The sequence below is a fragment of the Brevibacillus sp. HB2.2 genome (assembly GCF_013284275.1).
Taxonomy (GTDB): domain Bacteria; phylum Bacillota; class Bacilli; order Brevibacillales; family Brevibacillaceae; genus Brevibacillus; species Brevibacillus brevis_D.
Genome location: NZ_JABSUV010000041.1, coordinates 1 through 26,470, shown reverse-complemented (window position 1 = coordinate 26,470; position 26,470 = coordinate 1). Strand labels below are relative to the sequence as shown.

At 49.2% G+C, this 26,470-nt stretch carries 24 protein-coding genes; 3 read left to right on the top strand and 21 right to left on the bottom strand.

Annotation, left to right across the window (positions count from 1 at the left end; translation table 11 throughout):
* Positions 1-34: 34 nt before the first annotated feature.
* Genes HP401_RS33720 through HP401_RS33685 form a run of 8 tightly spaced genes read right to left on the bottom strand, consistent with a single transcriptional unit; the run spans position 35 to position 10,267 of the window.
* Positions 35-1,057: a sugar phosphate nucleotidyltransferase gene (locus tag HP401_RS33720; RefSeq protein WP_087344669.1), complete on the bottom strand. Its 1,023-nt coding sequence runs from the start codon at positions 1,055-1,057 to the stop codon at positions 35-37.
* Positions 1,054-1,260: a hypothetical protein gene (locus tag HP401_RS33715; RefSeq protein WP_012685087.1), complete on the bottom strand. Its 207-nt coding sequence runs from the start codon at positions 1,258-1,260 to the stop codon at positions 1,054-1,056. Before HP401_RS33715 ends, HP401_RS33720 begins: the two co-directional genes overlap by 4 nt.
* 55 nt (positions 1,261-1,315) lie before the next feature.
* Positions 1,316-3,148, bottom strand: a complete 1,833-nt coding sequence (glmS, locus tag HP401_RS33710; protein WP_173606842.1) for a glutamine--fructose-6-phosphate transaminase (isomerizing) — start codon at positions 3,146-3,148, stop codon at positions 1,316-1,318.
* A 44-nt stretch (positions 3,149-3,192) separates the two neighbouring features.
* Positions 3,193-4,554, bottom strand: a complete 1,362-nt coding sequence (locus tag HP401_RS33705) for a nucleotide sugar dehydrogenase (RefSeq protein WP_012685085.1) — start codon at positions 4,552-4,554, stop codon at positions 3,193-3,195.
* Between the two features lie 30 nt (positions 4,555-4,584).
* Positions 4,585-5,376: a response regulator transcription factor gene (locus HP401_RS33700; RefSeq protein ID WP_142495343.1), complete on the bottom strand. Its 792-nt coding sequence runs from the start codon at positions 5,374-5,376 to the stop codon at positions 4,585-4,587.
* The gene (locus HP401_RS33695) at positions 5,373-6,815 is read right to left on the bottom strand and encodes a glycosyltransferase family 2 protein (RefSeq protein WP_142495342.1); all 1,443 of its coding nucleotides are present in this window, start codon (positions 6,813-6,815) and stop codon (positions 5,373-5,375) included. Before HP401_RS33695 ends, HP401_RS33700 begins: the two co-directional genes overlap by 4 nt.
* 17 nt (positions 6,816-6,832) lie before the next feature.
* A complete protein-coding gene (locus tag HP401_RS33690) occupies positions 6,833-8,023 on the bottom strand; it encodes a HEAT repeat domain-containing protein (protein ID WP_173606841.1) in 1,191 nt (396 codons plus the stop codon).
* A 21-nt stretch (positions 8,024-8,044) separates the two neighbouring features.
* The gene (locus HP401_RS33685) at positions 8,045-10,267 is read right to left on the bottom strand and encodes a hypothetical protein (protein WP_173606840.1); all 2,223 of its coding nucleotides are present in this window, start codon (positions 10,265-10,267) and stop codon (positions 8,045-8,047) included.
* Positions 10,268-10,666: 399 nt separating this feature from the next.
* Between HP401_RS33685 and HP401_RS33680 the strand changes: the two genes are divergently transcribed.
* Positions 10,667-11,581 (top strand): NAD(P)/FAD-dependent oxidoreductase, encoded by a 915-nt coding sequence (locus HP401_RS33680; protein WP_173606839.1) that lies wholly within the window; start codon positions 10,667-10,669, stop codon positions 11,579-11,581.
* Positions 11,582-11,694: 113 nt separating this feature from the next.
* On the opposite strand, the gene HP401_RS33675 is transcribed toward HP401_RS33680, so the two are convergent.
* The 3 genes from HP401_RS33675 to HP401_RS33665 are packed head-to-tail and all read right to left on the bottom strand — an operon-like array spanning position 11,695 to position 13,489.
* Positions 11,695-12,249 (bottom strand): peroxiredoxin, encoded by a 555-nt coding sequence (locus HP401_RS33675; RefSeq protein WP_173606856.1) that lies wholly within the window; start codon positions 12,247-12,249, stop codon positions 11,695-11,697.
* A 45-nt stretch (positions 12,250-12,294) separates the two neighbouring features.
* Positions 12,295-12,543: a glutaredoxin family protein gene (locus HP401_RS33670; RefSeq protein ID WP_173606838.1), complete on the bottom strand. Its 249-nt coding sequence runs from the start codon at positions 12,541-12,543 to the stop codon at positions 12,295-12,297.
* 22 nt (positions 12,544-12,565) lie between these two features.
* A complete protein-coding gene (locus HP401_RS33665; RefSeq protein WP_173606837.1) occupies positions 12,566-13,489 on the bottom strand; it encodes an NAD(P)/FAD-dependent oxidoreductase in 924 nt (307 codons plus the stop codon).
* A 328-nt stretch (positions 13,490-13,817) separates the two neighbouring features.
* Here HP401_RS33665 and nhaC point away from each other — a divergent pair, with 328 nt between their 5' ends.
* Complete coding sequence (gene nhaC / locus HP401_RS33660; protein WP_173606836.1) at positions 13,818-15,170, top strand: Na+/H+ antiporter NhaC; 1,353 nt, start codon at positions 13,818-13,820, stop codon at positions 15,168-15,170.
* Here nhaC and HP401_RS33655 read toward each other — a convergent pair.
* The 9 genes from HP401_RS33655 to HP401_RS33615 all read right to left on the bottom strand — a co-directional run bounded on the left by HP401_RS33655 (position 15,167) and on the right by HP401_RS33615 (position 24,358).
* Positions 15,167-16,381, bottom strand: a complete 1,215-nt coding sequence (locus tag HP401_RS33655) for a sensor domain-containing diguanylate cyclase (RefSeq protein ID WP_173606835.1) — start codon at positions 16,379-16,381, stop codon at positions 15,167-15,169. The genes nhaC and HP401_RS33655 overlap by 4 nt on opposite strands.
* 27 nt (positions 16,382-16,408) lie before the next feature.
* Positions 16,409-16,723 carry a DUF3870 domain-containing protein gene (locus HP401_RS33650; protein ID WP_007725309.1) on the bottom strand — a complete coding sequence of 105 codons (315 nt, stop codon included), beginning with the start codon at positions 16,721-16,723 and terminating at the stop codon, positions 16,409-16,411.
* Positions 16,724-16,735: 12 nt separating this feature from the next.
* On the bottom strand, positions 16,736-18,148 hold the full coding sequence (locus tag HP401_RS33645; protein WP_173606834.1) for an ATP-binding protein: 1,413 nt from the start codon (positions 18,146-18,148) through the stop codon (positions 16,736-16,738).
* Positions 18,149-18,275: 127 nt separating this feature from the next.
* Positions 18,276-19,259 (bottom strand): N-acetylglucosamine kinase, encoded by a 984-nt coding sequence (locus tag HP401_RS33640; RefSeq protein WP_173606833.1) that lies wholly within the window; start codon positions 19,257-19,259, stop codon positions 18,276-18,278.
* On the bottom strand, positions 19,246-20,070 hold the full coding sequence (locus HP401_RS33635; protein WP_173606832.1) for a carbohydrate ABC transporter permease: 825 nt from the start codon (positions 20,068-20,070) through the stop codon (positions 19,246-19,248). Before HP401_RS33635 ends, HP401_RS33640 begins: the two co-directional genes overlap by 14 nt.
* Positions 20,071-20,103: 33 nt before the next feature.
* Complete coding sequence (locus HP401_RS33630) at positions 20,104-20,997, bottom strand: carbohydrate ABC transporter permease (protein WP_309145157.1); 894 nt, start codon at positions 20,995-20,997, stop codon at positions 20,104-20,106.
* A gap of 139 nt (positions 20,998-21,136) precedes the next feature.
* Entirely contained in the window at positions 21,137-22,420 is a 1,284-nt protein-coding gene (locus tag HP401_RS33625; RefSeq protein ID WP_173606831.1) for an ABC transporter substrate-binding protein, read from the bottom strand.
* Between the two features lie 25 nt (positions 22,421-22,445).
* Positions 22,446-23,483: a serine hydrolase domain-containing protein gene (locus HP401_RS33620; RefSeq protein WP_173606830.1), complete on the bottom strand. Its 1,038-nt coding sequence runs from the start codon at positions 23,481-23,483 to the stop codon at positions 22,446-22,448.
* A 17-nt stretch (positions 23,484-23,500) separates the two neighbouring features.
* The gene (locus tag HP401_RS33615) at positions 23,501-24,358 is read right to left on the bottom strand and encodes a MurR/RpiR family transcriptional regulator (RefSeq protein WP_483862073.1); all 858 of its coding nucleotides are present in this window, start codon (positions 24,356-24,358) and stop codon (positions 23,501-23,503) included.
* Positions 24,359-24,576: 218 nt separating this feature from the next.
* Between HP401_RS33615 and HP401_RS33610 the strand changes: the two genes are divergently transcribed.
* Positions 24,577-25,869, top strand: coding sequence for an amidohydrolase (locus tag HP401_RS33610; protein WP_173606829.1), 1,293 nt, complete (start codon positions 24,577-24,579; stop codon positions 25,867-25,869).
* Positions 25,870-25,881: 12 nt separating this feature from the next.
* Here HP401_RS33610 and HP401_RS33605 read toward each other — a convergent pair whose 3' ends face one another.
* On the bottom strand, positions 25,882-26,340 hold the full coding sequence (locus HP401_RS33605; protein ID WP_173606828.1) for a TspO/MBR family protein: 459 nt from the start codon (positions 26,338-26,340) through the stop codon (positions 25,882-25,884).
* Between the last annotated feature and the right edge of the window lie 130 nt (positions 26,341-26,470).

Below are 26,470 nucleotides of genomic sequence, written 5' to 3'. Positions count from 1 at the left end.
ATCCAAAGCCAGCTATATCGACGAAGTACCTGCATCAGCGCTGGTCGATACCGTACTGCTGTGTCGTCGCTCCCACTCCAGCAAAAGCCCGCTCACCAAACGTACTACCGTCAACCGCTGAAAACGGCGGAATTCTCGTGTAATCCTCGATGCTCTTGTTTTTGACCAACGCGTTCGGACCGATCTGGCAGCCTTCACCGATCTGTGTGTCGCCAAAAAGGCAGGTTCCCGGATAGAGCACTGTATCACGCCCGATCATTACGTCCGAATCGATGTACGTCGAGCTCGGGTCTATCATCGTCACTCCGTTTCGCATATGAAAATCGTTGATTCGCTTGCGCATCAGCTGTTCCAAATCTGCGAGCTGCACACGATCATTGACGCCATTGCCTTCTGCGGGATCATCCGTTGCAAACGCCGCTACCAAATGACCTTGCTCTTGCAATAGCCCCAGAACGTCCGGCAAGTAAAACTCCCCTTGCGCGTTTTCGTTTGAGACCATCGGCAGCATCGAAAACAGCTTTTGATTGTCAAAGCAAAAGATTCCGGTGCTGATCTCGTTCACCTTTTTTTGGCCCAAGGTCGCGTCTTTTTCCTCGATAATTTTCCGGACATCGCCGTTCTCGTCGCGAATGATCCTGCCATAGCCTGTAGGCTCGTCCACAATGGATGTCAAAACCGTGGCTGCTGCTTGTTTGAGCTGATGATACTCGAGCAAGCTTCGCAGCGTCTGTTCTTGTACGAGCGGTGTATCGCCATTCATGACAATCGTTATGCCATCCTGCGCCCCGAGAATTTCATGGCTCATCCAAACTGCATGAGCAGTTCCTAGCTGTTCCGGTTGATACGCATACTGAACACGGTTTTTCAGCTGTTCTTTGACCACTTCGGCTCCGTGACCGACAACGACGACCAAATGCCGAAGTGATAATGGTTCCAATGTTTCTACGACATGCTCAATCATCGGCTTCCCGCAGATTGGATGCATGACCTTGTAGAGCGAAGATTTCATTCTGGTTCCTTTTCCTGCTGCGAGTACTACTGCATGTATGTTCATCCTATCGCCTCCGTCTTGGTCAGCTCCCCTTTTGCAAGCTGACCTTGTTGGATTTGCTGATCGAAGTATGGTTTCAATTCATAGGTCAGTGTGTCAATCATCATGCTCAAATTAATGTCTTTCCTCTGCACGCCCAGCTGATAGGCCTGAAGCATAATCTCCAGTAATTTCTCCTGATTCAACGTCCGCTTCGAGGTGTTCATTCATCTTTCCCCCTTATTTGAATGTCTCTACCTTTCTTACGACAGACGTTTGTGTTTACTCAACTGTTACACTTTTGGCCAAATTTCGTGGACGATCTACGTCATTGCCGAGCGCAACAGAAGTGTAATAGGAAATGAGCTGGAGGGGGATCACACCTAACACCGGTGTAAACAAGGCATCTGTCTGCGGAATCAGGCATACATCATCAACCGAGCGATGCAGCTCTACATGTCCATCTAAGGTAATACCGAGAACCTTTGCTCCTCGGGCTTTTACTTCTGTAATATTACTGATCATTTTCTCATGCAGCTCATCCTGTGTAGCCAAGGCGATGACTCTCGTTCCCTCTTCGATCAGCGCCAGTGTGCCGTGCTTCAGCTCCCCTGCCGCATACGCCTCCGAGTGAATGTACGAGATTTCCTTCAGCTTGAGCGAGCCTTCCATCGATACGGCATGGTCGAGTCCTCGTCCAATGAAAAACAGATGCTGCTCGTCCTTGATCGATTCAGCGAAATGACGTATCTCATCCGCATGTTCGAGAATATGCTCGACTTGATCCGGGAGTGCGGTCAGTTGTTGAAGCAGTGAGGCACGGGTGTTAGCATCCAGTGTCCCCTTCGCTTGCGCCAAATAAATGCCAAGCAAGTAAAACGCAATCAGCTGCGACGTATATGCCTTCGTAGAAGCAACCGCGATCTCCGGACCTGCATTTGTCGTAATCACGTCATCGGCGTCACGGGCAATCGAGCTTCCGACTACATTGGTAATCGCGAGTACCGCTGAGCCATTTCGTTTGGCTTCACGCATGGCTGCCAATGTATCTGCTGTCTCCCCTGATTGACTGACGGCAATCGTGAGCGTATTGGGCTGAAAGAGTGGGCGACGGTAACGAAACTCCGACGCTACATCTACTTCTACCGGAATTTGTGCCAGTCGCTCGATCACATGCTTGCCTATCAAGCCTGCATGATAAGCGGTACCGCATGCGACAATGTAGATTTTCTCCACACGCTTGGCACTCTCTTCTGATAACTGAAGAGTAGGGAAAATAACCTTTTGCTCGGTAGTATCGATTCGGCCTGTCATTGTATTGCGCAGGGCACGCGGCTGCTCGTAAATTTCCTTTTGCATATAATGCGCAAAGCCGTCTTTTTCCGCTTGTTCCTTGTCCCACTCAATCCGCACCAGCTCTCGCTCGATTGGCTCCGTCGTATCCAGACGCATGACGTGAACGGAATCTTTGGTCAGAATCGCCAGGTCTCCGTCTTCCAAAACGTACACATCACGCGTATGCTCCAGGATCGCCGGGATATCAGAGCCAATGAAATTTTCATTCTCCCCTACCCCGATAATCAACGGGCTCGCCATACGAACCGCAATCAGCTTGTCAGGCTCATGCTCCGTCATCACACCGAGGGCAAAGGCTCCGCGAATTTTGCCAGCAACCTTCTGCACTGCCGCAACCAGGTTGTTATCGTATTCCTGCGCCAAAAGATGCACGATGACCTCCGTGTCCGTCTCCGAAGTAAACGTCACACCTTTTTCGATCAACTCCTGCTTGAGATCCAGATAGTTTTCGATAATGCCGTTATGCACGATCGAAAACTTGCCAGACTGATCAAAGTGAGGATGAGAGTTTTCGTCAGATGGTCGTCCGTGTGTCGCCCAGCGCGTATGACCAATACCGATAGAGCCCTGCAAGCCGGACTTTTGGGTTTGGCTCTCCAGTACGTCAATTCTGCCTTTTGCCTTGCGAATGCCGATCGTTGCTCCGTCACAAATCGCAATGCCAGCGGAATCGTAGCCCCTATATTCCAGCTTTCGCAGCCCATTGATAAGAATCGGCTGCGCTTCCCTGTTCCCGATATATCCCATAATTCCGCACATGTCTTTGGTTCCTCCCTTGTTGCGTATAATGTTGCGACTTTGTATTATGCGAGCAAGCTGACGACTTCCTTCTCCTGCTTGATAGCCACGGAGGTTCCGATGCGATACACATTCGGATTCGTGATGCCCTCAAACGCATTTCGTGTATCGATAATAGCCACTCCCAAATCCGCCAGCTCCTGATAGGCAAAGCATTGGTGATTCGTAATGAGCACCATGCAATCGTAAGTCTTGAACGCCTCGTAGTCATTGGCAATGGAATGGACGATCTCCCCTTTTTTATTCACAAAGCTCTGCGCATACGGGTCGTAATAGTCAACCGTCGCTCCGCTATTGGTGAATAGCTCGTAAATCTCCAGCCCAGGTGATTCCCGCAAGTCATCGACCTCCGGCTTGTAGGCCATGCCAAGAATCAAGATGCGCGAGCTGTTAATCGCTTTGGCGTAAATATTGAGTACCTGTGCTGTCTTGTTTCGCACATAGTCCGGCATGTTGTCGTTAATCGACTGGGCGATCTCAATAAATTGACTGTGAAAACGAAAGCCCTTGGCCTTCCACGACAAATACATCGGATCGAGCGGTATGCAATGCCCACCGATTCCGGGTCCCGGGTAAAATGGCATGAACCCGAAAGGCTTGGTCGATGCGGCCTTGATTACTTCCCAAACATTGATGCCCATTCTGTCGCACATCATCGCCATCTCATTCATGAAGGCAATATTGACGCTACGGAAGGTGTTTTCCAAAAGCTTGGACATCTCCGCCACCTTTGGCGAGGAGACTGGTACGACAGTTTTGACCAGACTGCCATACAAGAGTGTGCCTAACTCCATGCAACGTTCTGTCGTCCCGCCGATCACCTTTGGCGTATTGTACGTACTGTATTTGCGATTGCCCGGATCGACCCTCTCTGGCGAGTAGCAGAGGAAAAAATCGATGCCAGCCCGGTAGCCCAGCTTTTCAAATTCGCGCTGGATCAGCTCCTCCGTTGTTCCCGGATAGGTTGTGCTCTCCAGTGTAATGAGCATTCCTCTTTTCATGAATCGCTTGATTTGCTCGACAACGTTTATAATGTAAGAGGTGTCCGGGTCCTGATTGGGACTGAGCGGTGTCGGAACGCAAATGCTGATCGCATCCAGCTCTTCGATTACGCTATAATCAGTCGTCGGAAAAAAGCGGTTGGTCGCGAGGCATTCCTGCAAGGTTTCATTAGAAATATCCTGGACGTAAGACTCTCCTCTTTTCAGGCTCTCGATTTTTCCACCATGCAAATCGATTCCGATTACGGTATAACCGCTCTTGATCGTCTCTACGGCAAGCGGCAGCCCTACATACCCAAGCCCAATGACACCCACTCTCGCTGTCTTTCGTTGAATCTTCTGTTGCAGTTCCTCGTATCTCGCCATCCTCGTTTCTCTCCCTTTCTCTTTCTAGAATTATGAAATCAGCCTTTTCACCCTGGCTTCCAGCTCTACCGGGGAGAATGGCTTCGTAATGTAGTCAGATGCTCCCATCGCAAACGATTTTTGCACATCTTCTTCCAGACGTTTGTCTGTAAGCACCATAATCTTGCTCATGGAAGCGCTGATATGCTTGATTTTTTCCATGAGCTGGTATCCATTGAGGATAGGGAGATTCAGGTCGGTAATCACGAGATCAGGAGCGACCTCCTGATATTTTTCCATGCCATCCATTCCGTCATTGGCTACTGTAACGAGATACCCTTTGCGCTGAAAGTAGATGCTCAAAAACTCGTTGACAGTCTCATCATGGTTAACCAGCAAAATACTTGCCGGCTCTTCTCTTTGAGCGGGATTCTGCTCGTAAATCTTGATCTCCCCGTGAGCGCCTGGCTCTCTCATCTCTTGGATCATCCGCATCAGCATTTGACCGGACGAGCGGGAGCTTTCGGGAAAACTCGCAATCAACAGGCTGCCCGCAAGCAGTTTGTGCTCTTGCAAATAGTCTTTGACACGCAAAGCATAGAAATGAGTGTTCGAAAGCTTCTGTCCTTCAAGCAGGATTCCGAAGAGCTGCTTGTTTTTGTCATACGCGTAGTGCAAAGCAATATCGGATCCGTCTCCTGAACTGGTGCCCAGGTCTTGCTTGATCAGCTCCATTGACTCTTTTGTGAGGTTTTTGCAAGCCGCTAGAATAACCCCACACGCCAATTGTTTCTCTTCCATCTTGCTCAGATGCTCGTAAAAAACAGGTACGAGATTACTCATGATCTAGCCTCCAAACTTGAAATGTTTTCGCTGCCCTTCGTCTGCCAGCTCGTCCGCGTCATCGTTCCCCAGGAGTTGTTGTTGCGCAAGTATTCAATATGACCGAGGAATCTCCAGATGACCCCGATTTGCCGATAGCCGAAGAACATCAGAATCGTATAGAAAAGCATTTTGACGATGTCCTGAAAGCGTGGATACCGTCGAAACGCGATTTCCTCCAGCAATAAGGAGCCAATACCAAGCAGCATGCCATACAGCACATTGAGCAAGCCGTAGAGTAAGAGGACATAGCCGTTGGTCATATCCAGTAAGGTGTAACCGATGAGAGCCAGTAGACCCGTGATGCGGAAGTATGGATTCAAGGTTTCAAACAGGATATTGAACGGTAGCGTGAGCATCCCGAACAGCTTGTACTTGGGGCGGAACGCCATATGTCTGCCGTACTCAATCATGTTTTTCAGATTGCCGCGTCCCCATCTGCGCCGTTGACTGCCCAAAATTTTGAGTGTATCCGGCGCTTGCGTCCAGCAGACCGCATCGGGGCAGAATGCCACTCGGTACGGCAGCTTGTTTTCCAGCATGTACTTGTGCAGCTTGATGATGATGTTCATGTCTTCACCCGGATACCCTTCGCGATAGCCGCCTACCTTGATGATGTAATCCTTGCGAAAAACACCGAACGCACCTGAGACGATAATCAATCCGTTGATTGCACTCCAGCCGATCCGTCCCCCGAGAAACGCCTTGAGGTATTCGACAGATTGCATCATCGGCAAAAATTTGTCTGGCAGACGAATGTCTTTCACGACACCGTCTTCGATCTTGCAGCCGTTGGCAATGCGGATATCTCCGCCGATAGCCACTGTTTCATCCGGGTTTTCCATATACACCTTCGCAATGCGAATCAGCGCGTCTTTTTCCAGCAAGGAATCTGCATCAATGGATGCGATCAACGGATAGTGGGAGAGATTGATCCCCGCATTAAGCGAGTCAGCTTTTCCTCCGTTCTCTTTGTCGATCAAATACAGATTCGGAAAAGCCGGATTGTGGTAGATTCCCCTGATGTTCGACGTATGCAAAAGCGGCTGCACTGGCATGTGCTCGGAGTAAACCAGCGAAAACTCGTCAATCAGTACCTGCAAGGTAGCATCCTTCGATCCATCGTTGACCACGAGTACCTCGTAGCGCGGATAGTTCAAAGATAAGAGCGACCTCACATTTTCAATAATCGTCAGCTCCTCGTTGTACGCTGGCACGAGAATCGAAATCGGCGGAACGTGCTCAGAGCCTGAAAGTGTCTGGAATCTCGAATAGATGGAGCTTTTTAAAATTCCCATGATGCTCTTGAATGAGAACAGCATGATGATGAAGTACAAAGAGTTGATCGCGATGACGTAATAGACCGCAAACACCCCGTAGTAAAGTAGAAAATCTCTCATGGCAGCCTCCTTTCGCTCTATCTTTCCAGCGCCTGAACCGTGGAGATCGTTTTGCGATACGACTTGCGGTACAGATGCAGCTTTTCGTTGTATTGCAGGAGCTTCTCTGTCGCGGTTGCTGTTGCACCCTGTAGAACCAGCTTCTCTTTTTCCAGCTCCTCCTGGATCACTTGATGAGCCATCTCGCTCTTATGACCGTTTCTCTCTTCCTGCAAAATTTCACACAGGGCAGCAAAGCCTTCGACCTCCAGCTGCGCCAAACTGCGTGCACTGTGATGACGAACCCACCAGTTCGCATCGCCAACCGCCTTTTTTAGCGAGGGAATGTACGTATGCAATTTCAGTGAGCCGATTGCCTTCGCTGCCATTGCCCGAATTTCCCAATCCTTGTGATTCATAAAATCCGTGAGTGTCTGCTCATTCATATAGCGGATATCCCGACACATGAGCTTGACTGCCTTGATTCGGACTTCCTTGTCAGGCGATTGAATGAGCTGGTATAGCGCAGGCTCAATGCCAGGCTGGGCATGCACGGCGTAGCCAATCAGTCCGATTTTGACCAGTTCAGCATCGGAATCTTGTAAAAACTGTGCAAAAAGTGGTGCTGTATCCACCTGCGAATCACTGATGATGTCCACGATGAGCTGGTGGACATTGTTCTTCGCTCGGACAACGTGGGTCGCCATTTCCCGCAAATCTTCAGTATTGCGTGCACATTTGGCGACAGAGCGTGCAATGATAAAAACACTGGTGTCATTCGTGTTTTTTTGCAGGAGGGTCATGAGAGCAGGTACAGCGAGCTTGGAGCGCATGATCCCCAAATTGTAAGCGGCATCCACTCTCGTCCATTTCCACTTGCCATTTAGTCTTTGCATATCCAGCTCTACGAGTCCCATATCCTCGCAAAGCCAGATCAGCTTGTCCCGATGAATGCCTGTGAAGCACTCCATCAGCTCAAACAGCTTTTTCTGAATGATTTGCTTTTCTTTTTGCGTCACATCGCCATAAGGCACCTGCAAGCGCTCCTCTTCTTCCCCGTGTGCTTGCAGGTAAACGAAGTAATCGCGATATTTTTCCAGACAGCGCATGGTCTGTTTCTCCACCGAAATGTTGCGTAGCTTCAGTGCGAACAAGACAAGCAAGCCTAGTACTGTCAATCCACATAGCGCGTACAGAAAAACAATTGCCGTCGCCAATGGTGTTTGCACGTTTGCCACTCTCCTATCCAATCAAGGCTGAGTCCCGGTCTTCATCGGAGCCTCAATCTCGTGGAATGCTTTTTTTAGTATGGAATAGCTCTGTTTTTTGCGTTCGTGATAACCGACCTGCTCCCAGCCTTGCCATGTATACATCGGGAGCTTCGTCAGTGCATAAGCGTTTTGTCCGACGATTTGTTTCGTCGCTGTATCCACGAGGAACGGCAGGATACGTATGCCTTTCGTCGTCTTCGTCGTGAAGCTTTTGCCTTCATCCTCATAGCTCATGACGGACAAGGAGCTCGGGTCTGTAAATCCAAGCAGCATCCACGGCACTCTCAGCTCTACCACTTTTCCCTTCGCTTGCCACGAGGTTCGTGAGTCGTACTGCGGGTCTTGGGCATCTGTCGTTCCCCGGATCAGCTTGCCGACCTCGACTTCCTCCAACGGATAGTACTTCTTGCTGTCTGGCGGCTCCATCTCGAGGCTAACGGCCAGCTTCCACGGCTTGAATATCCCGGAATCGTCTTTTTTCTCCTCTTCCTTGACCGCAAGCATGCCGTAGCGTTTTCCGTATAAGCGTGCATGAAAGTCGTAATTGGCAGCGATTTGAATCTGGCTTTCGTCTGTTTTTCCCAACGCGATCAACATCTCTAGCCCCTCATCCAGTGTCAGGCCGGGAAGCTGCACAGCATGCTTGTTCCCGCCAGGAAGCGTATCAACACCTACATAGAGCTGTTGTTTAGCCGGGTCAAACTCTTCCTTCAACTGAGTAAGGAAATAAACGTACCCTTCATCGTGTGTCATCCAGATTTCGTCGACACCCGGAACTTGAACATCGAGGCGTTGCTTCTCTTCCGGCACGAGCTGATCCCAATCTGTGCGATTCCCATCGATGGTCAGCACGCCTTCTTTGTTCGGGTACATGCCGAGGACTCCAAACAGAGACTCATTGGTCAATACGTTGATCCACAGGGAGCGCCGATCTTCCGGCAACTCAAATCGCATGGTGTTCCATGTTTTTTTGAACCACTCGTCCTGCCAGACAAATACGATTGCTCCCGCATACCCTTCTTGATGGATTTCTTGCAAAAGCTCGGCATCAATCTCTCCCTGCTGCTTTTCTGAATGACCACCCTGATTGCGCCCCAAATTTCCCAGATGGGCGACTCCCACCGATGCCGGGACCCCGAATTCCGTCACCATGATCGGCATGTTTTTGTGATACTGCTTCAGTTGTCGCAAATACGCTTTGTACGTATCGATTTGCCCTGCATCGTTCTTCAACTGTTGCAGAGTAGTGTCGTAGCGGAAGAAATCCGGATAATACGGGTACACGTGATAGGAAGCGAAGTAGCCTGCCTCCCACTGTGTTGGCTCTATATGGGTAGAATCGACACTGACCAAATCTTCATGATGGATCGGCTCTCCCGGATGCGATAAGGGGTCTGTTGTCACCCAATTGGTGAAAGTCATCGGATGCTGCCAACCGTATTTGCTCTCCTCCGTTGCGACGGTATCCACCATTTCAGCAATCCATGTCTCAAAAGCGGTTGCATTCGGTGTCGCGTGGAAGTACTTCCCTTGATAGGGTGCCACTTTTTGATGCAGGCGGTTGGTGTTTTTCACCATCACGGGGTCCCACTCGGTCCCTGTGTGCCAGCCGATCAAGTATTTGCCCGCATTGGCACGGTATGTACCACTTGCCTTTCCCGGTTTTTCCGGCAGGGTGATGTCTCCGTAGACAGCGCCGACTGCATCCTTGATTTCCTGCCGAAACTCCTCGCGAATCTCTGGCAAATAGGCGTCTTTCTTTTCAATCAACAGCTCTTCTGGACTCCAAATGCCCTGCATCAAATAGAGAGGATCCCCTTCTTTTCGCCGATTGTAATCGACCAGTGCTTCATAAAAGACAGGAGAATGGATCGTATACACACGAATGACGTTCGCTCCCATCTCGTCGATCATCGCGAACCAGCGCATGTAATCCTCTCTCGTTATGGGAAGCTCCCCCGGATAATGACCCGGTAGCGATGCCCCCAGATTGACACCTTTCGCAAAAAAGGGCTGCCACTTCTGATTCTGATAGACTTCGAACAGCTCACCATTCGTACGAAATTTTAATTGAGCACCTGTAGTCGTCTCCATGCTTTCGACACGATCTGCTGCCCAAAACCACCAGAAAGCACTTGCCCCCACCACGATCAGCATGGTCAAGCTCATCCAGCGCCATCTTTTCTTTTTTGTTGGCTCCATTTCTCGTCAACCTCCGATATGTTGCCACGTCACAGTCATTGTAAACATAGGGAGCAAATCGTTCCCATAGACAAAATTCACTATTGTGTCTTTTTCAGATTTGTCATGAAAATGTAATATTGGGAGGGATTCGCCTCCATTGTCCTACGTTTTTTGGAGGGAAGTCCTGCAACCGGGACGGTCTTCTGACCCACATTTTTTGCCAACTAGGTACAATTGCTCCTTCCTTTTTTTTCCTTTTTGCTCGTAAAAATGGTAGGTTGCTACTATTTGAACGGCGTTAGATTTTTTCGATATAAGGGATTATTTACAAAAAGAATACAAAGTGTTTCGAAGCTTGATTATGAGGAGGGTTTGTTTATAATAGACATAAAAGATCTATAAAGGTGGTAATCGAACATGAATCAACTTATCGATGTAGGGATTATTGGTGGAGGACCAGCAGGTATGAGTGCCGCTCTCGCACTTGGCAGAGCAAGAAAAAGAGTCGTCGTTATCGATGAAGGCCGTCCGCGCAATCGTGTTACACGTGAGTCGCATGGCTTTCTTACGAGAGACGGCATCACTCCGAGCGAGTTTCGTCGCATTGCAAGAGAGCAAATAAGCGCCTACCCTTCCGTTCACTTTGTGGAGGACACAGCGGCAACGATCACGGGGCACGATGGAAATTTTCTCATAACGACTGCACAGGGAACGACTTATCAAAGCAAAAAGCTACTGTTCGCAGTGGGAATGAAGGATCTTCCTTTACCTGTTAACGGATTAGCAGAAGTGTATGGAAAAAGTGCTTTTGTCTGCCCTTATTGCGATGGATGGGAATTACGCGACCAACCACTTGTCTTGATAGCAAGCGGAGAGAAAGCATTGCACTTGGCAAAAGTCCTATCTGGTTGGACTAATCATTACACCCTCTGCACCAATGGACCAGATGAATTCACGGAAGAACAAAGGTTGGAGCTGTTGCAGCATCGCGTTCCTGTCTTTGACTCCCCGATCGAGCGGATTGTATCTGTCGATGGGAAGGTGCAACGTGTTGAGCTTACAGATGGCAATAGCATCTCGTGCACAGGGATCTTTTTTGCTCCCAAGCTCGTGGCCGGATCTGACTTGCCACAAGCATTAGGCTGCCAGGTAACGGAAGCCGGAACGGTTATCGTCGACACCTTTGGGAAAACGAGCGTACCGGGTGTCTACAGTGCAGGCGATGCAGCAACTACCCAATACCAAGTGATAACTGCTGCTGCTCTAGGCTCTGCGGCTGGAATGAGCATCAACAACGAACTGCTTGTAGAGGCATGGAATCGTCAAAGCTAGCTCTATCCCTCCGCGTTCTTTCTATTAAAAAAGGAAGGACAATCCCTCCGACTGTAATAGACGGGTGGGATTGTCCCTCTTCTTTCTATATAGAAGCAATGCTCTTTCTTTAATTACAGCGTCTTCTGTCCTGGCTTCCAATTCGCCGGGCACAGACCGCCAGCTTGCAGGGCTTGCAAAATACGAGTTGTCTCTGTCACGCTGCGGCCCACGTTCATGTCCGTTACCACTTGGTAGCGCAGAATGCCGTCTGGATCGATGATGAACAAGCCACGATGAGCTGCACCAGTCTCTTCATCAAGAACGCCATAAGCTTGTGCCGTCTCTTTTTTAAAGTCGCTCGCGAGCGGGAAGTTTACTTCACCAATGCCGTTTTCATCGCGCGGTGTTTTGATCCATGCCCGGTGCGTATGTACACTATCCGTGGATACACCCAATACTTCGCAATCCAAATCTTCGAACTCTTCCATGTTGTCACTAAACGAAGTTACCTCTGTCGGGCAAACGAACGTGAAGTCGAACGGCCAGAAGAACAAAATCAGCCATTTTCCTTTGTAATCAGCCAGCGACACACGTTCTTCCAGTGTCTCGAGGTTTTTGGTCGTGAGCATATGAAAGTCAGGTGCCGGTTTTCCTACTTGAAGTTGTACAGTTTGCTGTGTTGTCATTGTTGTCATGATACATCTCTCCTTTTATATGGTAACTGATGAAATTTACTTCGCAGCCTCTTCCAATACTGCCAGTGCTTTTTTGATACGCGTCGGGTTGAAGCCCAAAACTTGCTTCTCACCAATGACTGTCAAAGGAACAGACATCACGCCTAAACGGCTCAGCTCCTGGAAGTACTCTTCTTTTTCATCGATGTTTCGCTCTTCGAAAGAAATGTTTTGTTCTGTCAAATACGATTTTAATTGCTGGCAGAAATTGCAATGTGTGCTGGAGTATACGATTGCTTGAGCCATGTTTGTTTCTCTCCTTTTTCTTCTATTTGTACTGTGGAACAACTTTGGAGCGCTTGTTGATGTATTTGTCTACAGCCATAGCCGCAATGGCACCGTCTGCCGCAGCGACAACCGCTTGCTTCACAGGTGTTTTGCGTACCTCACCCGCTCCAAATACGCCTGGAACAGAAGACTGCATGAACTCATCTAAAATCATAAATCCTTCCTCATCGAGGGGAACTTGCCCATCCAAGAAATCGGTACCCGGCTTGCTGCCTGACAGGAAGACGAAAACCCCGTCTACGGACAGCATTTCTTCCGTTCCTTCTGCTGTGCGAATGCGCAACCCTTCGACTGACTTCTCTCCCACAATTTCTAATGGGCGGGTACGAAAATGTATTTCCGTGTTCGGCAGCCGAGGTGGTTCATCTACCCCTTGAAGATCAGCGCGCGGCACCAAGAAAGTGATTTTGTCCGTAAATTTGGTCAGCGCATGCGCTTCTTCCAATGCTTCCTCCGTATCACCGATGACCGCAACATGCTTGCCTTCATAAAAAGCTCCATCGCATGTCGCGCAAGTGCTCACGCCTCGTCCGAGCAATTGCTCTTCTCCTGGAAGCATACGGTTACGTCCTTTGGAACCAGTCGCGACGATCACGGCCTTCGCTTGGAAAGTACCATGAGCCGTGAAGATGCTTTTTTCCTCATCCTCTACATCTACCGCAGAAATCGTAGTCTGAATGAATTCTGCACCGAAGCCCTCCGCTTGTCTGCGCATTTTATCCAATAGTTCTTTCCCTGTCATCTCGCCTTCTACCCCTGGGTAGTTGGCGATTTTATGTGTCAGGGCAAGCGCACCAGTTCCGGGTGCCTTATCAATGACGAGCGTCTTTAGATTTCCACGAGCTGTATATATGGCAGCAGAAGCACCAGCTGGTCCTCCGCCGATGATGATGACATCATACATGAACGGCCCCCCCTTTTCTTATTATCAAATTATAATTATTATCAACTAGGAACAATTATCATTGTACTTGATATAATTTTAAAGTCAATATCTTTTTATAATAATTTTAAATAAGAGTGATAAGACTCGTCACACTCAGCCCCCGCATCTTGTCTGTATTATTTTACGATTCCGAATTCAACCCATTTCGTTGACGAAACAAGTAATTCAGGATAAAGTACCACTAACACTTGAACGCACAAAAGCAAAGAAGCAAGAAAGCACAAAAGTGCGAAAGCGAAATATACTTTCTCACTGCTTTAGGCTGATTTAACAAGGAGTTGCCATTATGAACAAGCCATTATCTTTTTCGCAAAGTATTTGGGTGCTTGTCACCGTATTCGGAATCTTGTTTCCTGCCCTTTTTTGGGGCAAAGTTGAGCCGCATATGCCGCTCTTCCTCGCAACCATAGGAGCGGCCACTCTTCTCTTCCTGTTCGGCGTTCCGTGGAAGCAAATGGAGGAGGGCTTGATCAAAGGCATTCAAACCGCGATCGCCCCCATGCTGATTCTTTCCTTAATTGGAATTTTGATCGGGGTATGGATGATGAGTGGAACCGTTCCGATGATCCTTCACCTCGGCATTTCGCTGATCTCACCGGAGTACTTCACACTCTCCGCCCTGTTTCTGACGGTGATCGTCTCCACTGTTACAGGGAGCTCTTTTACCACGATTAGTACGGTAGGGGTCGCTATGATGGGGGTCTCGACAGCACTCGGACTTGATCCGTTAATTACAGCTGGGGCCATTATTTGTGGAGCTTGCTTTGGGGATAAAATGTCGCCGCTCTCCGACACGACCAACTTTGCAGCAGCCATTGCAGGCGTTTCCTTGTCGGAGCACGTCAAGTTCATGTCACGTACTGCTGTTCCAGCCCTTGTCATTACCGCGATTTTCTTCGGAATTCAAGGACAAAGCGCCAATGTGAATCTGGACGCCATTCAAGAAATCCAGCATGCTTTGGAACAAAACTTCTCGCTTAGCCTCTTATCGCTGCTGCCAGCATTCGTCGTCCTGTTATGCTCAGCGCTGCGAAAACCGATTTTGCCTACATTGGTATTCGGGATTTTGAGCGGGATTGTCACAGCTGCTCTTTCCGAAGGAGTCACCTCTCCGGTCCAATGGATGACTGTCATGCAAAACGGCTTCATCAGCAATATCGCCAATGAAGCCGTTGCATCGATTGTGGACCGTGGTGGACTGTTGTCGATGACCTGGTCCCTCGCCTTGATTTTGATTGCCTTGTCTTTAGGCGGCATCCTGCAATACAGCGGTGTGTTTCATGCACTCTTTTCCGGTTTCATCAATCGAATCAAACGAGACGCTGAGATGGTTGGACTTGCCGGATCTTCTTCTATTCTCGTGAATCTGCTGACAGGAGAACAATATTTGTCTATCCTGCTCCCTGGGCAGATGTTTCGTGAAGCATTCACAGCTCGCGGAATGGCGGGCAGACGACTGTCTCGTACTCTCGAAGACTGCGGGACACTCGTCAACCCACTCATTCCATGGGGGGTAAGTGGTGCATTCTTTACCGCTACCTTGCACGTATCTACAGTGGAATACTTGCCTTATGTCATCTACCTGTGGATCTCGCCAGTTTTGACGTTTCTATTCGCCATGCGTCAGCAAAAAGCTTAGCCGGCTGCATACACGGTCGTACAGTTTTTCCCTTTGCGCTTGGAGCGGTACAGTGCCTCATCTGCTGCCCGCTTCAAGCCATCTGCCGTGTTTGCGTCTTGAGGGTAGCGTGCAATGCCAACACTGACCGCAATCAAGATGCAGCAATCGTCCTGTGTTAAGGGGCGCAAGCGCAAATATTCCCGAATGGCACTCGCTTTTTCCTCCGCCATCTCCATCGACGCCCCCGGACAGAGCAGCATGAATTCATCTCCCGCATAACGATACGCCGTATCCTCTGGTCCTGCTACTTCTTTCATCGCTTCGGCAATTTGCTTAATCAATGCGTCCCCTGCATGATGACCATAATGGTCGTTCACCGCTTTTAAGCTGTCTGAATCCAACATGATCAAAGAGACAGACGCATCCTCTTCACTCAGCAGCTTTTCCAAATCACGATGGAAAGCACGATAATTCGCAATCCCTGTCAGCTCATCCTGAAACGACATCTGGTACATTCGCTCATACAAGCGCGCCGTTTCAATAGCACTTGCTACCTGAAAACCAATGATTTTCAGTAGTTCCTCGTGCTCTTTTTTATAGGCGAATTCCCGATAAGACTGGGCAGAAACAACGCCTTTGATCTGATTCCCCAGCATGAGTGGTACGAAAATGCATGTATTCGTATCCATTTCCGGGCTTCCCCAGCGGAACATTTCTGGCTCGCTTGGCTCATTCTTCATCGTCTTGATATGAATGGTTTCCCGTGTATCAATCACTTTGGACACCATCGCTTGTCCATAGGGAATCGTGAGCGGACCATAATTGACCCCATTATCGATGCTGATCGGAATTTTGATCTCACTGTCGCCCTCATCATAAAAGGCAATAAAGAAAGCATCTGCACGCATCACGCGCGAGACCAGCTCAAATGCTTTCCACAAAATTTCACTTTCCTCAAACGTTTTCGCAAAAATGTGGCTGAGGTCATGTAAAATCTTCATGTGCTCGGAGATCCACATCATTTCGGTTACCTTATTTCGCAGCTCCACAATCTGCTTCAGCAGTTCTGCATGCAAGACACTGTCCTGTTCCGACAGCATACTATCTACCTCACGAGATAACGCTTCAACCTCGCCAAGCTCGACTGCTTCTATGTTGCCGAGCCATTGGCTATAACGCTCCAACAACTGTCTTGCATACGCTTCTCTAACGTCGTGCTTCTCATGCATATTCAACCCTCCGGCTATTGGGTAGCTTTACGCTTTTTTTTCATGATATCGCTCAATAGCTGCACGGATGGCTTGCAAGACAGCTCCCTGACCAGGTGCTAAAAAACGTTCTTGGATCGCCTTCGTGATCTCCTGCATGCCATCTGCAACTGTCTTGCCTACAAGCAAGCTAACCAAAAACTCACTCGTCTTGTCCATGACAAAGGTAAAGCTGGCGTCGCAAATCACTTCGGCGTCTACATCAATGATGAGTACACAGCCTACCATGGTTGAAACCTCGTACAAGGTAGTTCCCTTGGGGATTTGGGCGAAGCCTGCTGTCAGTACCGTATTTTTGTTCATCCAGTCGTCCTCCTAGCTGCTGATCGGCAAGCATACCTCGACTGCCGTTCCGTTACCTGGGGTGCTTATTAACCGCAGCGTCCCCCGATGGTTCTCGATGATTTTGCGGCTCACCATCAATCCCAGGCCCGTCCCCGTTTCCTTCGTCGTGAAAAAAGCCTCTCCCAATCTCGCCATCTGATGGGCCGGGATCCCCACTCCGTTGTCTTCAAACCGAATGACGACTCGATCATCTTCACACCGCAGTCGAATCACAATTTCTCCATTCCCTGCGGTCGCTTCGATCCCATTTTTCAAAAAGTTAATGAAAGCTTGCTTCAACTGATTCTCATCGCAATGGATCAAAGGGACTTCCGATTCGAAAACGACCTGAATCATGACCTTTTTCAAAATCGCCTCCGTCTCCAAGAGCGTAACCACATGCGTGATCAGGTTGGACAGATCGCGGGCTTCAAACACAGCCGTATGCGGCTTCGCCAAGACCAACAGCTCTGAGACAATCATCTCAATTCGCGCCAATTCCGAGCTCATGATCGAAAAATACTCCGGCTTTCTCATGCCATCCTTTTGCATTAATTGCACGAAGCCTTTTAACGAGGTAAGCGGATTGCGTATCTCATGCGCGATCCCTGCCGCCAATTGCCCGACCAGCGCGAGTTTTTCCGAGTTTTGCAAAAATTCTTGCGCCCGTTTGCGTTCCGTAATATCCCGGATCAGAATGTACATGGAGAGCTTGTCCAACATCGTCATGGATGTTCCACACACTTCTACCTCCGTCCGACTGCCATCCAAACGGATTAGCTCGACCTCAATTGGCGAGGCTGTTTCCCCTTCTTCCAAAGTGCGGATGAGACCCTTGATCTTTGGTACATCACGGGGATGGAAAAACGACTGAAATGGATACCATAACAGCTCGTCCAAACCGGAAGCTCCAACCAGTTGCATCCCTGCATGGTTGACGTATTGAAGCTCCCCAGCACGGAAAATGAACGCACCTTCACCGGAAATATCCAATACTCTGCACTGTTTGGAACCATAGCTGTCACCAAACGGGGCCGGGAGCCTCTGCACCATCGCATAATACCCAATTGATGTGCCTTCCTCCCCAAAAGCTCCATATGTAATATGCACGGGGATACTTGTGCCATCCTTATGACGAAAAGCGGTGAAAAAAGGTCTCGGATCACCATTCATCGCAAATTGTGTTTGAAGGCGTACCATCTCCTGTTCTTCCGAAATAGCCAGCTTCCAAAAGGAGGCTCCTTCCCATTCTTCTACGGAGTAGCCAGTCAACACTTGGCAGGCAGGATTGCCTTTAAAAACTCTTCCAAATTGATCGAGCAGAAAAGTGGCCTGAATCATTTGATCAAAGAAGGAACGATAGAGATGACCACTTCTCCATCCACTGTCCAATAAATTTTTCATCGTGCCCCTCCCTCCTGGGACGAGAAAACGGCTACTCCAAATTTCGGAAATAGCCTACAACGTTCTCAAATCCTATTCTCACCCAATTTTACCCTATTCGTTCTGTTGTTTCCATCCCTCGGAAAATTTAATTGTGTGATTTCTTTTCCAGTACCTCTGCACTGACTCGTAGTTGCTCTGCCATTTTTTCGTCAACAACGAAGCCCAGCTTTGTGAAAGCCGCAACCAGCGCTCCGACGACAGGTGGTACCGTGGGAATGATTGTTTGAAACGAAGCTCTCCCAATCAGTTGTTCGCGAAGGAGCGTGCTGGACGTTAACAATCCTCCCGCTAAAACGACTGGTACAGGCTCCTGAACTTTTTTTAAGCAAGCATCGGCCAATTCTAGCAAATCCTCCACTGCTTGCATGATCAATGTATTCGCCACCGGATCGCCTAGTGTTGCGGCTTGTTCTACGAGCTGACTCGTTTTTGCCAGCTCCATTCGCGGATTGCTTCCCCCGTAGATCAGGCTGATCAGTTCATCAGGACGCTCAACGCCATAGTGGTCCATAAACAGTTGTGTCAGAACTGTCGATTCACCGCGCCCATCGTATTCGCGCAATACGGCGCTAGCCGCTTTTTTGCCCAAATCAAACCCGCTGCCCTCATCTCCTACCAGATACCCCCATCCGCCTACACGGTGCCGCACCCCCTCTTTTGAAAAGGCACAGGCAATCGAGCCTGTACCAGCAAGAAGTACGACGCCTTGCTGCCCCCACGTCCCCGCGTAAAGGGCTGCGATGACATCGTTATCAATCAATAGCCGTTCTCCCCACTCATCGACAAAGGCATGCTGAATTCTTTCCTTGATCTGCGGACGATCTGCACCGCCAAGCCCAATAAACAGACCGGCTACTTCCTCTTCCTTGGCACCTGCCTTTATTCTCACAGCATCCATGAGTTGGCGTAGTGTAGCTTCCACATCCCCCCAGCTTCTGGAGAGCGGGTTTGATGATTCCCCCACCACGATTGCCCCCACCTGTCCTGCCTCATTGCAGATGGCTGCTCTGGTTTTGCTTCCGCCCCCATCGATCCCGATAAACCACTTTTCCCCATTACTTGACTGCACCTGCCGTCAACCCCTCCATAAACTGCCTCGATGCCAGCAAAAACACGATGATCATCGGTAAAGCAGACAATGTGAGCCCTGCAAACAACAGGCTCCAATCCGTTTCATATTCTCCAAACAGCACCATCATGCCTAGCGGGATCGTCTTGAGCGCTTCCTCCTGAATGAAAATCAACGGGAAGAAAAAGTCGTTCCACGCATGAATGAAATTAATAATGACCACCGTAGCCAAGGCAGGACGAATCAGCGGCAAGAGTATGCGCCAAAACACCTGAAAATGGCTGCATCCGTCGATCCGCGCCGCTTCCTCCAGCTCAATCGGCAACGTCCGAAAGAAGCCCGTCAAAATAAAAACAGAGATCGGAATCCCACTCGCCGTATAAATCAGAATCAGCGACCACAGTGAATTCAAGAGGCCGAGATTCTTCATGAGCAAAAACAAGGGAACGATCCCCAGCTTGATCGGAATCATCAGGCCAATAATGAAAAAGAAGTAGAGCCCCGCTGTCCATGTAAAAGAAAAGCGCGACAAGTAAAAGGCCGCCATCGCTGAAAAAACCGTAATGAGCAAGACAGACAGAGCACTGACGAATACACTGTTCCATAAAAAGTCGGCAAACGGCACGGTTTCCCACAGCTTTTTGTACGTATCCAGACTAAACGTCTTCGGAAGGGAGAGCGGACTCGCAAATATCTCCCTATTCGTTTTCAAGGAAGAAGAAATCATCAGTACAATCGGATATAGCGCGAGTAACGCAAATAAATACGCCAGCACATAAGATATAGCTCTCCCACCCACAGTCATCTTCACATCGCATCCTCCTTTCCACTCAGGAACACGCAATTAGTGTTGGACCTCTCGTTTCCTCATCAAATAGAGCGACAACGCCGACACAGATCCGACGATGAAAAACAACACGACAGCCAATGCCGAACCGAGTCCAAGTGTGACATCCCCAGCTCCGCTGCTAAACGCCATGCGATAAAAGTAAACAGCTAGCGTATCCGTCGAATAAAACGGCTCACCCATCGAGCCTTGCATAGCGTAAACGAGCTCAAACGCTTCAAACGCCTGAATGAACGTAAATATCGTCATAATCGTAATCGCTGGCATGCATAGCGGCAAAATCACTTTCCACAGCATCCGCAAGCCTGTTGCCCCATCCAATCTCGCCGCCTCGATCAAATCCTCCGGGATCGACTGAAGTCCCGCCAAAAAGATTAGCATGGCAAAGCCTATGCCAAACCAAGAGTTAATCAAAATAATCGCGAGTAGCGCCGTATCCGGGTCCCCCAGCCATGGTCTGGCCCATTCTTCTAGACCGATTTTTGCCAAAATGCTATTGAGTGCACCGTAATTCGGGTTTAAAATCAACTTCCATAAAAACCCAATTACAATAACAGACAACAGCCTTGGCATGAAATAAGCAATCTTGAGAAAGCCGGATCCTCGTATTTTGCGATAGATGAGAAAAGCCAGACCAAAGGCAATCCCATTTTGCACAATCATTTCGACCACAAAGTAGAAGACGTTATGCCGAAAAGCATTCCAGAACATTTCGTTGAAAGGCTCTACCGTAAACAGCGTAATGAAATTTTGCAGTCCGACAAAAACCCCGCGCTTGATGCCATTCCAGTCGTACAGGCTGTATAAGAATGCCGAGAAGATCGGGTACACGACAAACAACGTATAAATAACAAGCGCGGGCAGCGGAAACAAGTGAATCAGCCAGCGCACTTGCCCCTTTGTTCGAATGCTTTTTCGGTTTACCCTCTCGATGATGGCCCACCCCTTTTTACGAAAATCATCGCGGCCTGTTCAGAAGCCGGGAGTGAACCCAACTCAGGTCCACTCCCCCCTTTCCGTCTGCTATTTTCTACTTTTTAAAGGGAGGGAACCAGGTAGCCGCCGACTTTTGAACTTCTTCTACGACCTGCTCAGGGGTGAGCTTGCCTAAATACATGCCTTGGAGAGCGTTTTCCAATGTTTGCTTCGTGGTCGGTTTTCCTTCCGGGAAGCTGACGACCATCAAATAGGGTGTGGCGCTTGATTGGGACAGCTCTGCCATCTTGTTTACCAACGGATCGTCAGTCGATACCCCTGGCACCGCGCTGATTCGTTTGAACTGATTGGCGAATAGCTCCCCAAACTTTTTCGTCGCCATGAATTCCATGAACTTCAATGCCTCTGCTTTGTGTTTGGACTTAGCGCTTACGGCATAGGAGCCATCGACCCAAGTTGTCAGGACTTGTTTTCCGTCATCGGTTGGCATCGGGAAGAAATCAAGCGGCAAATCAGGGTTCAGCTTTTTGATGCCTTCCAGTTCAAAGCTGCCATTGATGAACATTGCTGCTTTTTCCGTGGCGAACAACGTCCGCATATCATTCAATTCGAGACCCACATAATTTTCCGGGAAATAAGGGATAAGTTCTTGCATACGCTGCACGGATTGGAGGAACTCAGCGCTTTTTAAGTCACTTTCTCCTTTTAGCAGCTTGTCGAGATAGTCCGTACCGCTATAGCTAGCTGGAGCAATCACACCATGACTAAGAGAGAGGAGCCAGCCTTCCTTTGCTCCGAAAGAGATCGGGACGATTCCTTTCTCTTTCAATGTTTTGGCTGTCGCAATCAGCTCATCCCAGCTTTTCGGTGCCTGGAGGCCATTTTGCTCGAAGATTTTCTTGTTGTAGTAAAATTGCGTGGAGTTCAGGGATAGTGGGACACCGTAGACTTTACCGTCTTTACCTGTGGCGGCTGCGAGGACGTCTTTTGGTATGGTAGATATGCCTGGCACATTGTCGAGAGGCTCCAGATGTCCAGCTTCAGCCAAGGCAATCCCCGGAGCGTAGGGACGCAGCTGCAAAATATCTGGGCCACTGTCGCTTTGGAGCGCCGTGTTGAGGATGGTATTGTACTCCGTTGCTTTGAATGGTTTGAAGTCGATCTTGATATTCGGATGGTCTGCCTCAAAAGCTTTGATGATGGCTTTGTAGCCCTCCGTGTCTTCTACTCGCCAACTGTGCATGGAGAGTGTTACCTGCTGTCCTCCACCTTGTCCGCCGACTGACTCTGTTTCGGTTCCTCCACTGCTACATCCTGTCACCACCATAACCGCAGTCAACACGAGAGAAGCTACATAGCGAAAACGAAATTGCTTCATGCGAAACCCTCCCCTTTTTCTTCCCTTAGGTCTGCAAAAGCTGGGCCGTAACAGCATCGTGCAAAATCGGTCGTAATTGCCGAAGCTGATGATTGCGGCCTAGATGAACGGCGTTAGTGAGAAAAATGACAGCAAACTGTTGCTCTGGGTCAATCCACATACTGGTTCCAGTAAAGCCCGTATGCCCAAAACTCCTACGATGAAAGCCGCTTCCACAGCTCAAGGTGGTGGATGCTTGATTGATCTCCCAGCCATACCCTCTACTCCCCCCTGCTTGCTCTGTATGATTGCGAATCGCCAGTTCGTACCATTCGCTAGCAAGTATTCGAGGCTCTTGGTACAACCAGCTCATCGCATATCGGCACAGATCGTCAGCTGTTGAGAAAAGTCCAGCATGTCCTGCAACCCCTTCCATCGCAAATGCTTTCTCATCATGAACCTCTCCTGTGATGTAGGCGTTGGTGAGGCTACAATATTCAGTAGACGCAATATTCCGATAAATCTGTTCGTTCGGACAGAAAACAGTATGTGTCATGCCCAATGGGGTGAAGATGCGCCGGGTAACAAACTGGTCTAAACGCTCTCCTGTTATTTGCTCGATAACGAGGCCCAACCAGATCATGCCCAAATCACTGTAAACGACCTGGGCCCCAGGCTCGTGAATCAATTCTTGCGCATACAACAGCTCTGGCAAATGGATCTCGCTATCGCGCCTTCTCTCTGCCAAATCTGCCGGCATTCCTGAGGTATGCACAAGCAGCTGTTCGAGTGTGATCCGCTTTTTGTCAACGGGACAATCGGGAAAAAATTGACCAATCTGATCATCCAGCGCTACCACTCCCTCCTGCACGAGCAAGAGGATAGCAGGTAGCGTCGCCGTCACTTTGGTGAGCGACGCCAGGTCAAACATGGTATTCGGCGTCACCGGCTTGTCTTTGGCAATACTCGTCGTTCCGACATCACACGCATACCAGATACGACGATCACGCACGATTCGCAAGGCAGCTCCCGGTAGCAAACCGCTGTCCACCCATCCTTGCAAAAGCAGCTCCAGGTCGTCCATGTCTTCCCTCCCTTCTCCTACGTCGAGGAGCGTTTCGTTCGACTAACAGCAAGCCTTGATTTTTCCAACAGGGGAATGACTCGCTCTTGCATCCTGCTGATCATGGTAATAAACAAAATATCGATGACGTTCAATTGAGCAATGCGCGAAGCCATGGCTCCGCTACGAATGCTTTTTTCTACCGAGCTGGTGAATAAACGAATGTTGGCTAGTTCGGCTACAGGCGAGGGACCGAATTTGGTCAGGGTAATAATGGTCGCTCCCTGCTGCTTGGCCTCCGTCAACGATTGAATAATGTCTTCGGTCTGTCCTGAATAAGATATGCCGATGACCACGTCTTTTTCCGTTAAAGTGACTGCCGACGTCAATTGTGCGTGAAAATCCGAATAAGCCTCACACCACAAGTTAATCCGCGAAAATTTTTGCCGGATATCGTCAGCAATGACCGCCGATGCACCGACACCGTAAACATCGATCTTCCTGGCTACCGCCAGCACGTCGACTGCTTTCTTTACTTCTTCGTTGGACAAGACTGAGAGCGTATCCTGAATGGATTGAATATTGTTCCAGCTAACCGCTTGCATAATCGATTCAACTGAACCCTCCATCATGATCTCCTGATAGCTGCCCATCGCCGTCTGTTTCGTCAAATCTCCTGCGACGCGCAGCTTTAGCTCCTGATACCCCTTCATATTAAGAGAACGAGCCAAACGGATGATCGTCGCCTCGGATACCCCACTATATTCCGCCAATTTTTGGACAGAGAGCTTCACAACATCTTCCGGGTGAGCCAGGATATAATCGGCGACTTTTCGCTCCGAAGGCTTTAATTGATCCAAGATTGCTTGCAGGCCGACAAGCCCTCCATTTAACATATGTGACATCACTTTCTTCCCCCAAATCTTATCTACATTTTATGTAGCATTATTTCTCTCGTCAATTGTTATCTAATAAACAATATTTCAAAATCACGAAGCTCAGCATAACGCTTCTGAATTTGTTCTCTCTTTTTCATAAATTCCCTCCTTGACTTTCTCGCGGCGTTAAGCTTTACGCTTGCATCGCTACCAGAAAGAAAAAGGAGGATTTTCCTATGAAAACGTTACTGATTAAAGACTGCATGATATTGACGATGGTTGAGGGAGAGAAGCCATTTCTCGGGGATATTTGGATCGTGGATGGTCGAATCGCCAAAATTGGACCATCCCTTGAAGAGGAGGCAGACCGTGTCATACTGGCTAAAAATAGGGTTGCGATGCCCGGTCTCATCAACGCTCACAACCATGCCAGTATGTCCTTGCTGCGTGCTTTTTCCGATGACCTCAAGCTGATGGATTGGTTGGACAAAAAGATGCTCCCGGCTGAAGCCCGAATGACAAGAGAAGATGTCTACTGGGGAACGACACTCGGGATTGCAGAAATGATCGCTTCTGGCACGACCGCTTTTGCCGATATGTATGTGCATATGGATGCAGTTGCCCAAGCCGTACTTGATTCCGGGATACGCGCTTCTTTAACACGCGGAATGGTCTTTCTTGAGGATGACGGGGGTCGACGAATGGCCGAAGCCTTAAACCTCATCGACAACTGGACGGGGGCTGGCGATGGCAGAATCACGACGATGCTCGGTCCGCACGCTCCTTATACGTGTCCACCGGAGCCTTTGCAAGGAGTCATCGAGCTTGCCCGCAAGCGCCACATCCCTCTCCACATCCATCTGGCTGAAACGATTGAGGAAGGAGAGAAAATCCGGGCCAAGTACGATCAAACACCCACGGAGTATTTGCATGAACTGGGCATGTTTCACGATACACACGTCTTGCTCGCGCATGCTGTTCATCTGAATGAATCCGATGTCGCGCTTCTTCACGGGATGAGAGGCGGTGTCGCACATAATCCTGTCAGCAATTTGAAGCTCGGCTGCGGCATCGCCCCTGTCAGAGAGCTGATCGAGGCCGGGGTAACTGTCGGGATGGGAACAGACGGTGCCGGCAGTGCTACGACCCTCGATATGTTTGCTGAGATCAAAGCCGCGACTTGGATGCAAAAGCTCAAGCACAGCGATCCGACGGTACTGCCTGCCGAAGCGGCCTTGCGCATGGCTACTATCGACAGTGCGAAGCTGCTTGCGATCGATCACGAGGTCGGAACCCTGGAAGCCGGGAAGCGAGCTGATCTCATCCTGATCGATCTGGATAAACCGCACCTGTTGCCTGTCCATGACATCCATGCCCTGCTTGCATACAGCGCGACGGGAGCCGATGTGGATACAACCATTGTGAACGGAGAAATTTTGATGCATCAGCGCCAATTCCAAACCCTCCATTGGGAGGAAATAAAGCGAGAAGCGACAGCGCGAGCCAGCCGACTCGTCGAGGGCCTGTAATTACTTTTGTACTCACAGGTTGAGTAGGCAGAAGCCAATTGCGAGACACATAAAAAACACGCTCCACATGAAATAGGGAATGAGTAGCGAGGATGCGATTTTGTGGTGGGGACGAATGGCGCGAATGAGTACCCATGTGGAATACATCACTAGAATGGTATCCAGCGCAGCCAACACGAGCAAATGATAGCCGATAAACAACACGAAAAACAGTTGATGAAAAAACCAATTAATCCCATAGAGGAGCAAAAGCTCGCGGTTTATCTGTTTTGTTCGAATCAAAATCACGAACGACCATGCTATGAGTGCGTATAATATGAGCCAGATGATGCGAAACAAGTAGATTGGCGGTGTTCCATCGGGCTTGGCAAGGGAATCATACCAGGCTCCACCGTCTGGAAAAGCGATACCACCTAGTGAATAGAGGACCACTCCCGCAAGAAATAGAAGACTATTGTGCACCAATCTCATCCAGGTAGTCACCCTTTCTTCTTCTTTCTCTTCTATATCTATGAGTGGTCCTGCTCTTTTCATGCTAGTTTCAGAGATTTATAAAAAACTTTTTGGTACGTTGTGGTAGTGGTGGGGAGGAAACAGGAGA

What these genes read in the sequence shown, in the direction of transcription:
- HP401_RS33620 (WP_173606830.1), bottom strand. Translation starts at nt 23,483, where the DNA reads ATGGACGACCTGGAGCTGCTTTTGCAAGGATGGGTGGACAGCGGTTTG.
- HP401_RS33625 (WP_173606831.1), bottom strand. Translation starts at nt 22,420, where the DNA reads ATGAAGCAATTTCGTTTTCGCTATGTAGCTTCTCTCGTGTTGACTGCG.
- HP401_RS33675 (WP_173606856.1), bottom strand. Translation starts at nt 12,249, where the DNA reads ATGACAACACAGCAAACTGTACAACTTCAAGTAGGAAAACCGGCACCT.
- HP401_RS33715 (WP_012685087.1), bottom strand. Translation starts at nt 1,260, where the DNA reads ATGAACACCTCGAAGCGGACGTTGAATCAGGAGAAATTACTGGAGATT.
- HP401_RS33685 (WP_173606840.1), bottom strand. Translation starts at nt 10,267, where the DNA reads ATGGAGCCAACAAAAAAGAAAAGATGGCGCTGGATGAGCTTGACCATG.
- HP401_RS33665 (WP_173606837.1), bottom strand. Translation starts at nt 13,489, where the DNA reads ATGTATGATGTCATCATCATCGGCGGAGGACCAGCTGGTGCTTCTGCT.
- HP401_RS33720 (WP_087344669.1), bottom strand. Translation starts at nt 1,057, where the DNA reads ATGAACATACATGCAGTAGTACTCGCAGCAGGAAAAGGAACCAGAATG.
- HP401_RS33605 (WP_173606828.1), bottom strand. Translation starts at nt 26,340, where the DNA reads ATGAGATTGGTGCACAATAGTCTTCTATTTCTTGCGGGAGTGGTCCTC.
- HP401_RS33650 (WP_007725309.1), bottom strand. Translation starts at nt 16,723, where the DNA reads ATGAACAAAAATACGGTACTGACAGCAGGCTTCGCCCAAATCCCCAAG.
- HP401_RS33670 (WP_173606838.1), bottom strand. Translation starts at nt 12,543, where the DNA reads ATGGCTCAAGCAATCGTATACTCCAGCACACATTGCAATTTCTGCCAG.
- HP401_RS33705 (WP_012685085.1), bottom strand. Translation starts at nt 4,554, where the DNA reads ATGGCGAGATACGAGGAACTGCAACAGAAGATTCAACGAAAGACAGCG.
- HP401_RS33700 (WP_142495343.1), bottom strand. Translation starts at nt 5,376, where the DNA reads ATGAGTAATCTCGTACCTGTTTTTTACGAGCATCTGAGCAAGATGGAA.
- HP401_RS33695 (WP_142495342.1), bottom strand. Translation starts at nt 6,815, where the DNA reads ATGAGAGATTTTCTACTTTACTACGGGGTGTTTGCGGTCTATTACGTC.
- HP401_RS33615 (WP_483862073.1), bottom strand. Translation starts at nt 24,358, where the DNA reads ATGTTAAATGGAGGGCTTGTCGGCCTGCAAGCAATCTTGGATCAATTA.
- HP401_RS33610 (WP_173606829.1), top strand. Translation starts at nt 24,577, where the DNA reads ATGAAAACGTTACTGATTAAAGACTGCATGATATTGACGATGGTTGAG.
- HP401_RS33645 (WP_173606834.1), bottom strand. Translation starts at nt 18,148, where the DNA reads ATGAAAAATTTATTGGACAGTGGATGGAGAAGTGGTCATCTCTATCGT.
- HP401_RS33680 (WP_173606839.1), top strand. Translation starts at nt 10,667, where the DNA reads ATGAATCAACTTATCGATGTAGGGATTATTGGTGGAGGACCAGCAGGT.
- HP401_RS33655 (WP_173606835.1), bottom strand. Translation starts at nt 16,381, where the DNA reads ATGCATGAGAAGCACGACGTTAGAGAAGCGTATGCAAGACAGTTGTTG.
- nhaC (WP_173606836.1), top strand. Translation starts at nt 13,818, where the DNA reads ATGAACAAGCCATTATCTTTTTCGCAAAGTATTTGGGTGCTTGTCACC.
- glmS (WP_173606842.1), bottom strand. Translation starts at nt 3,148, where the DNA reads ATGTGCGGAATTATGGGATATATCGGGAACAGGGAAGCGCAGCCGATT.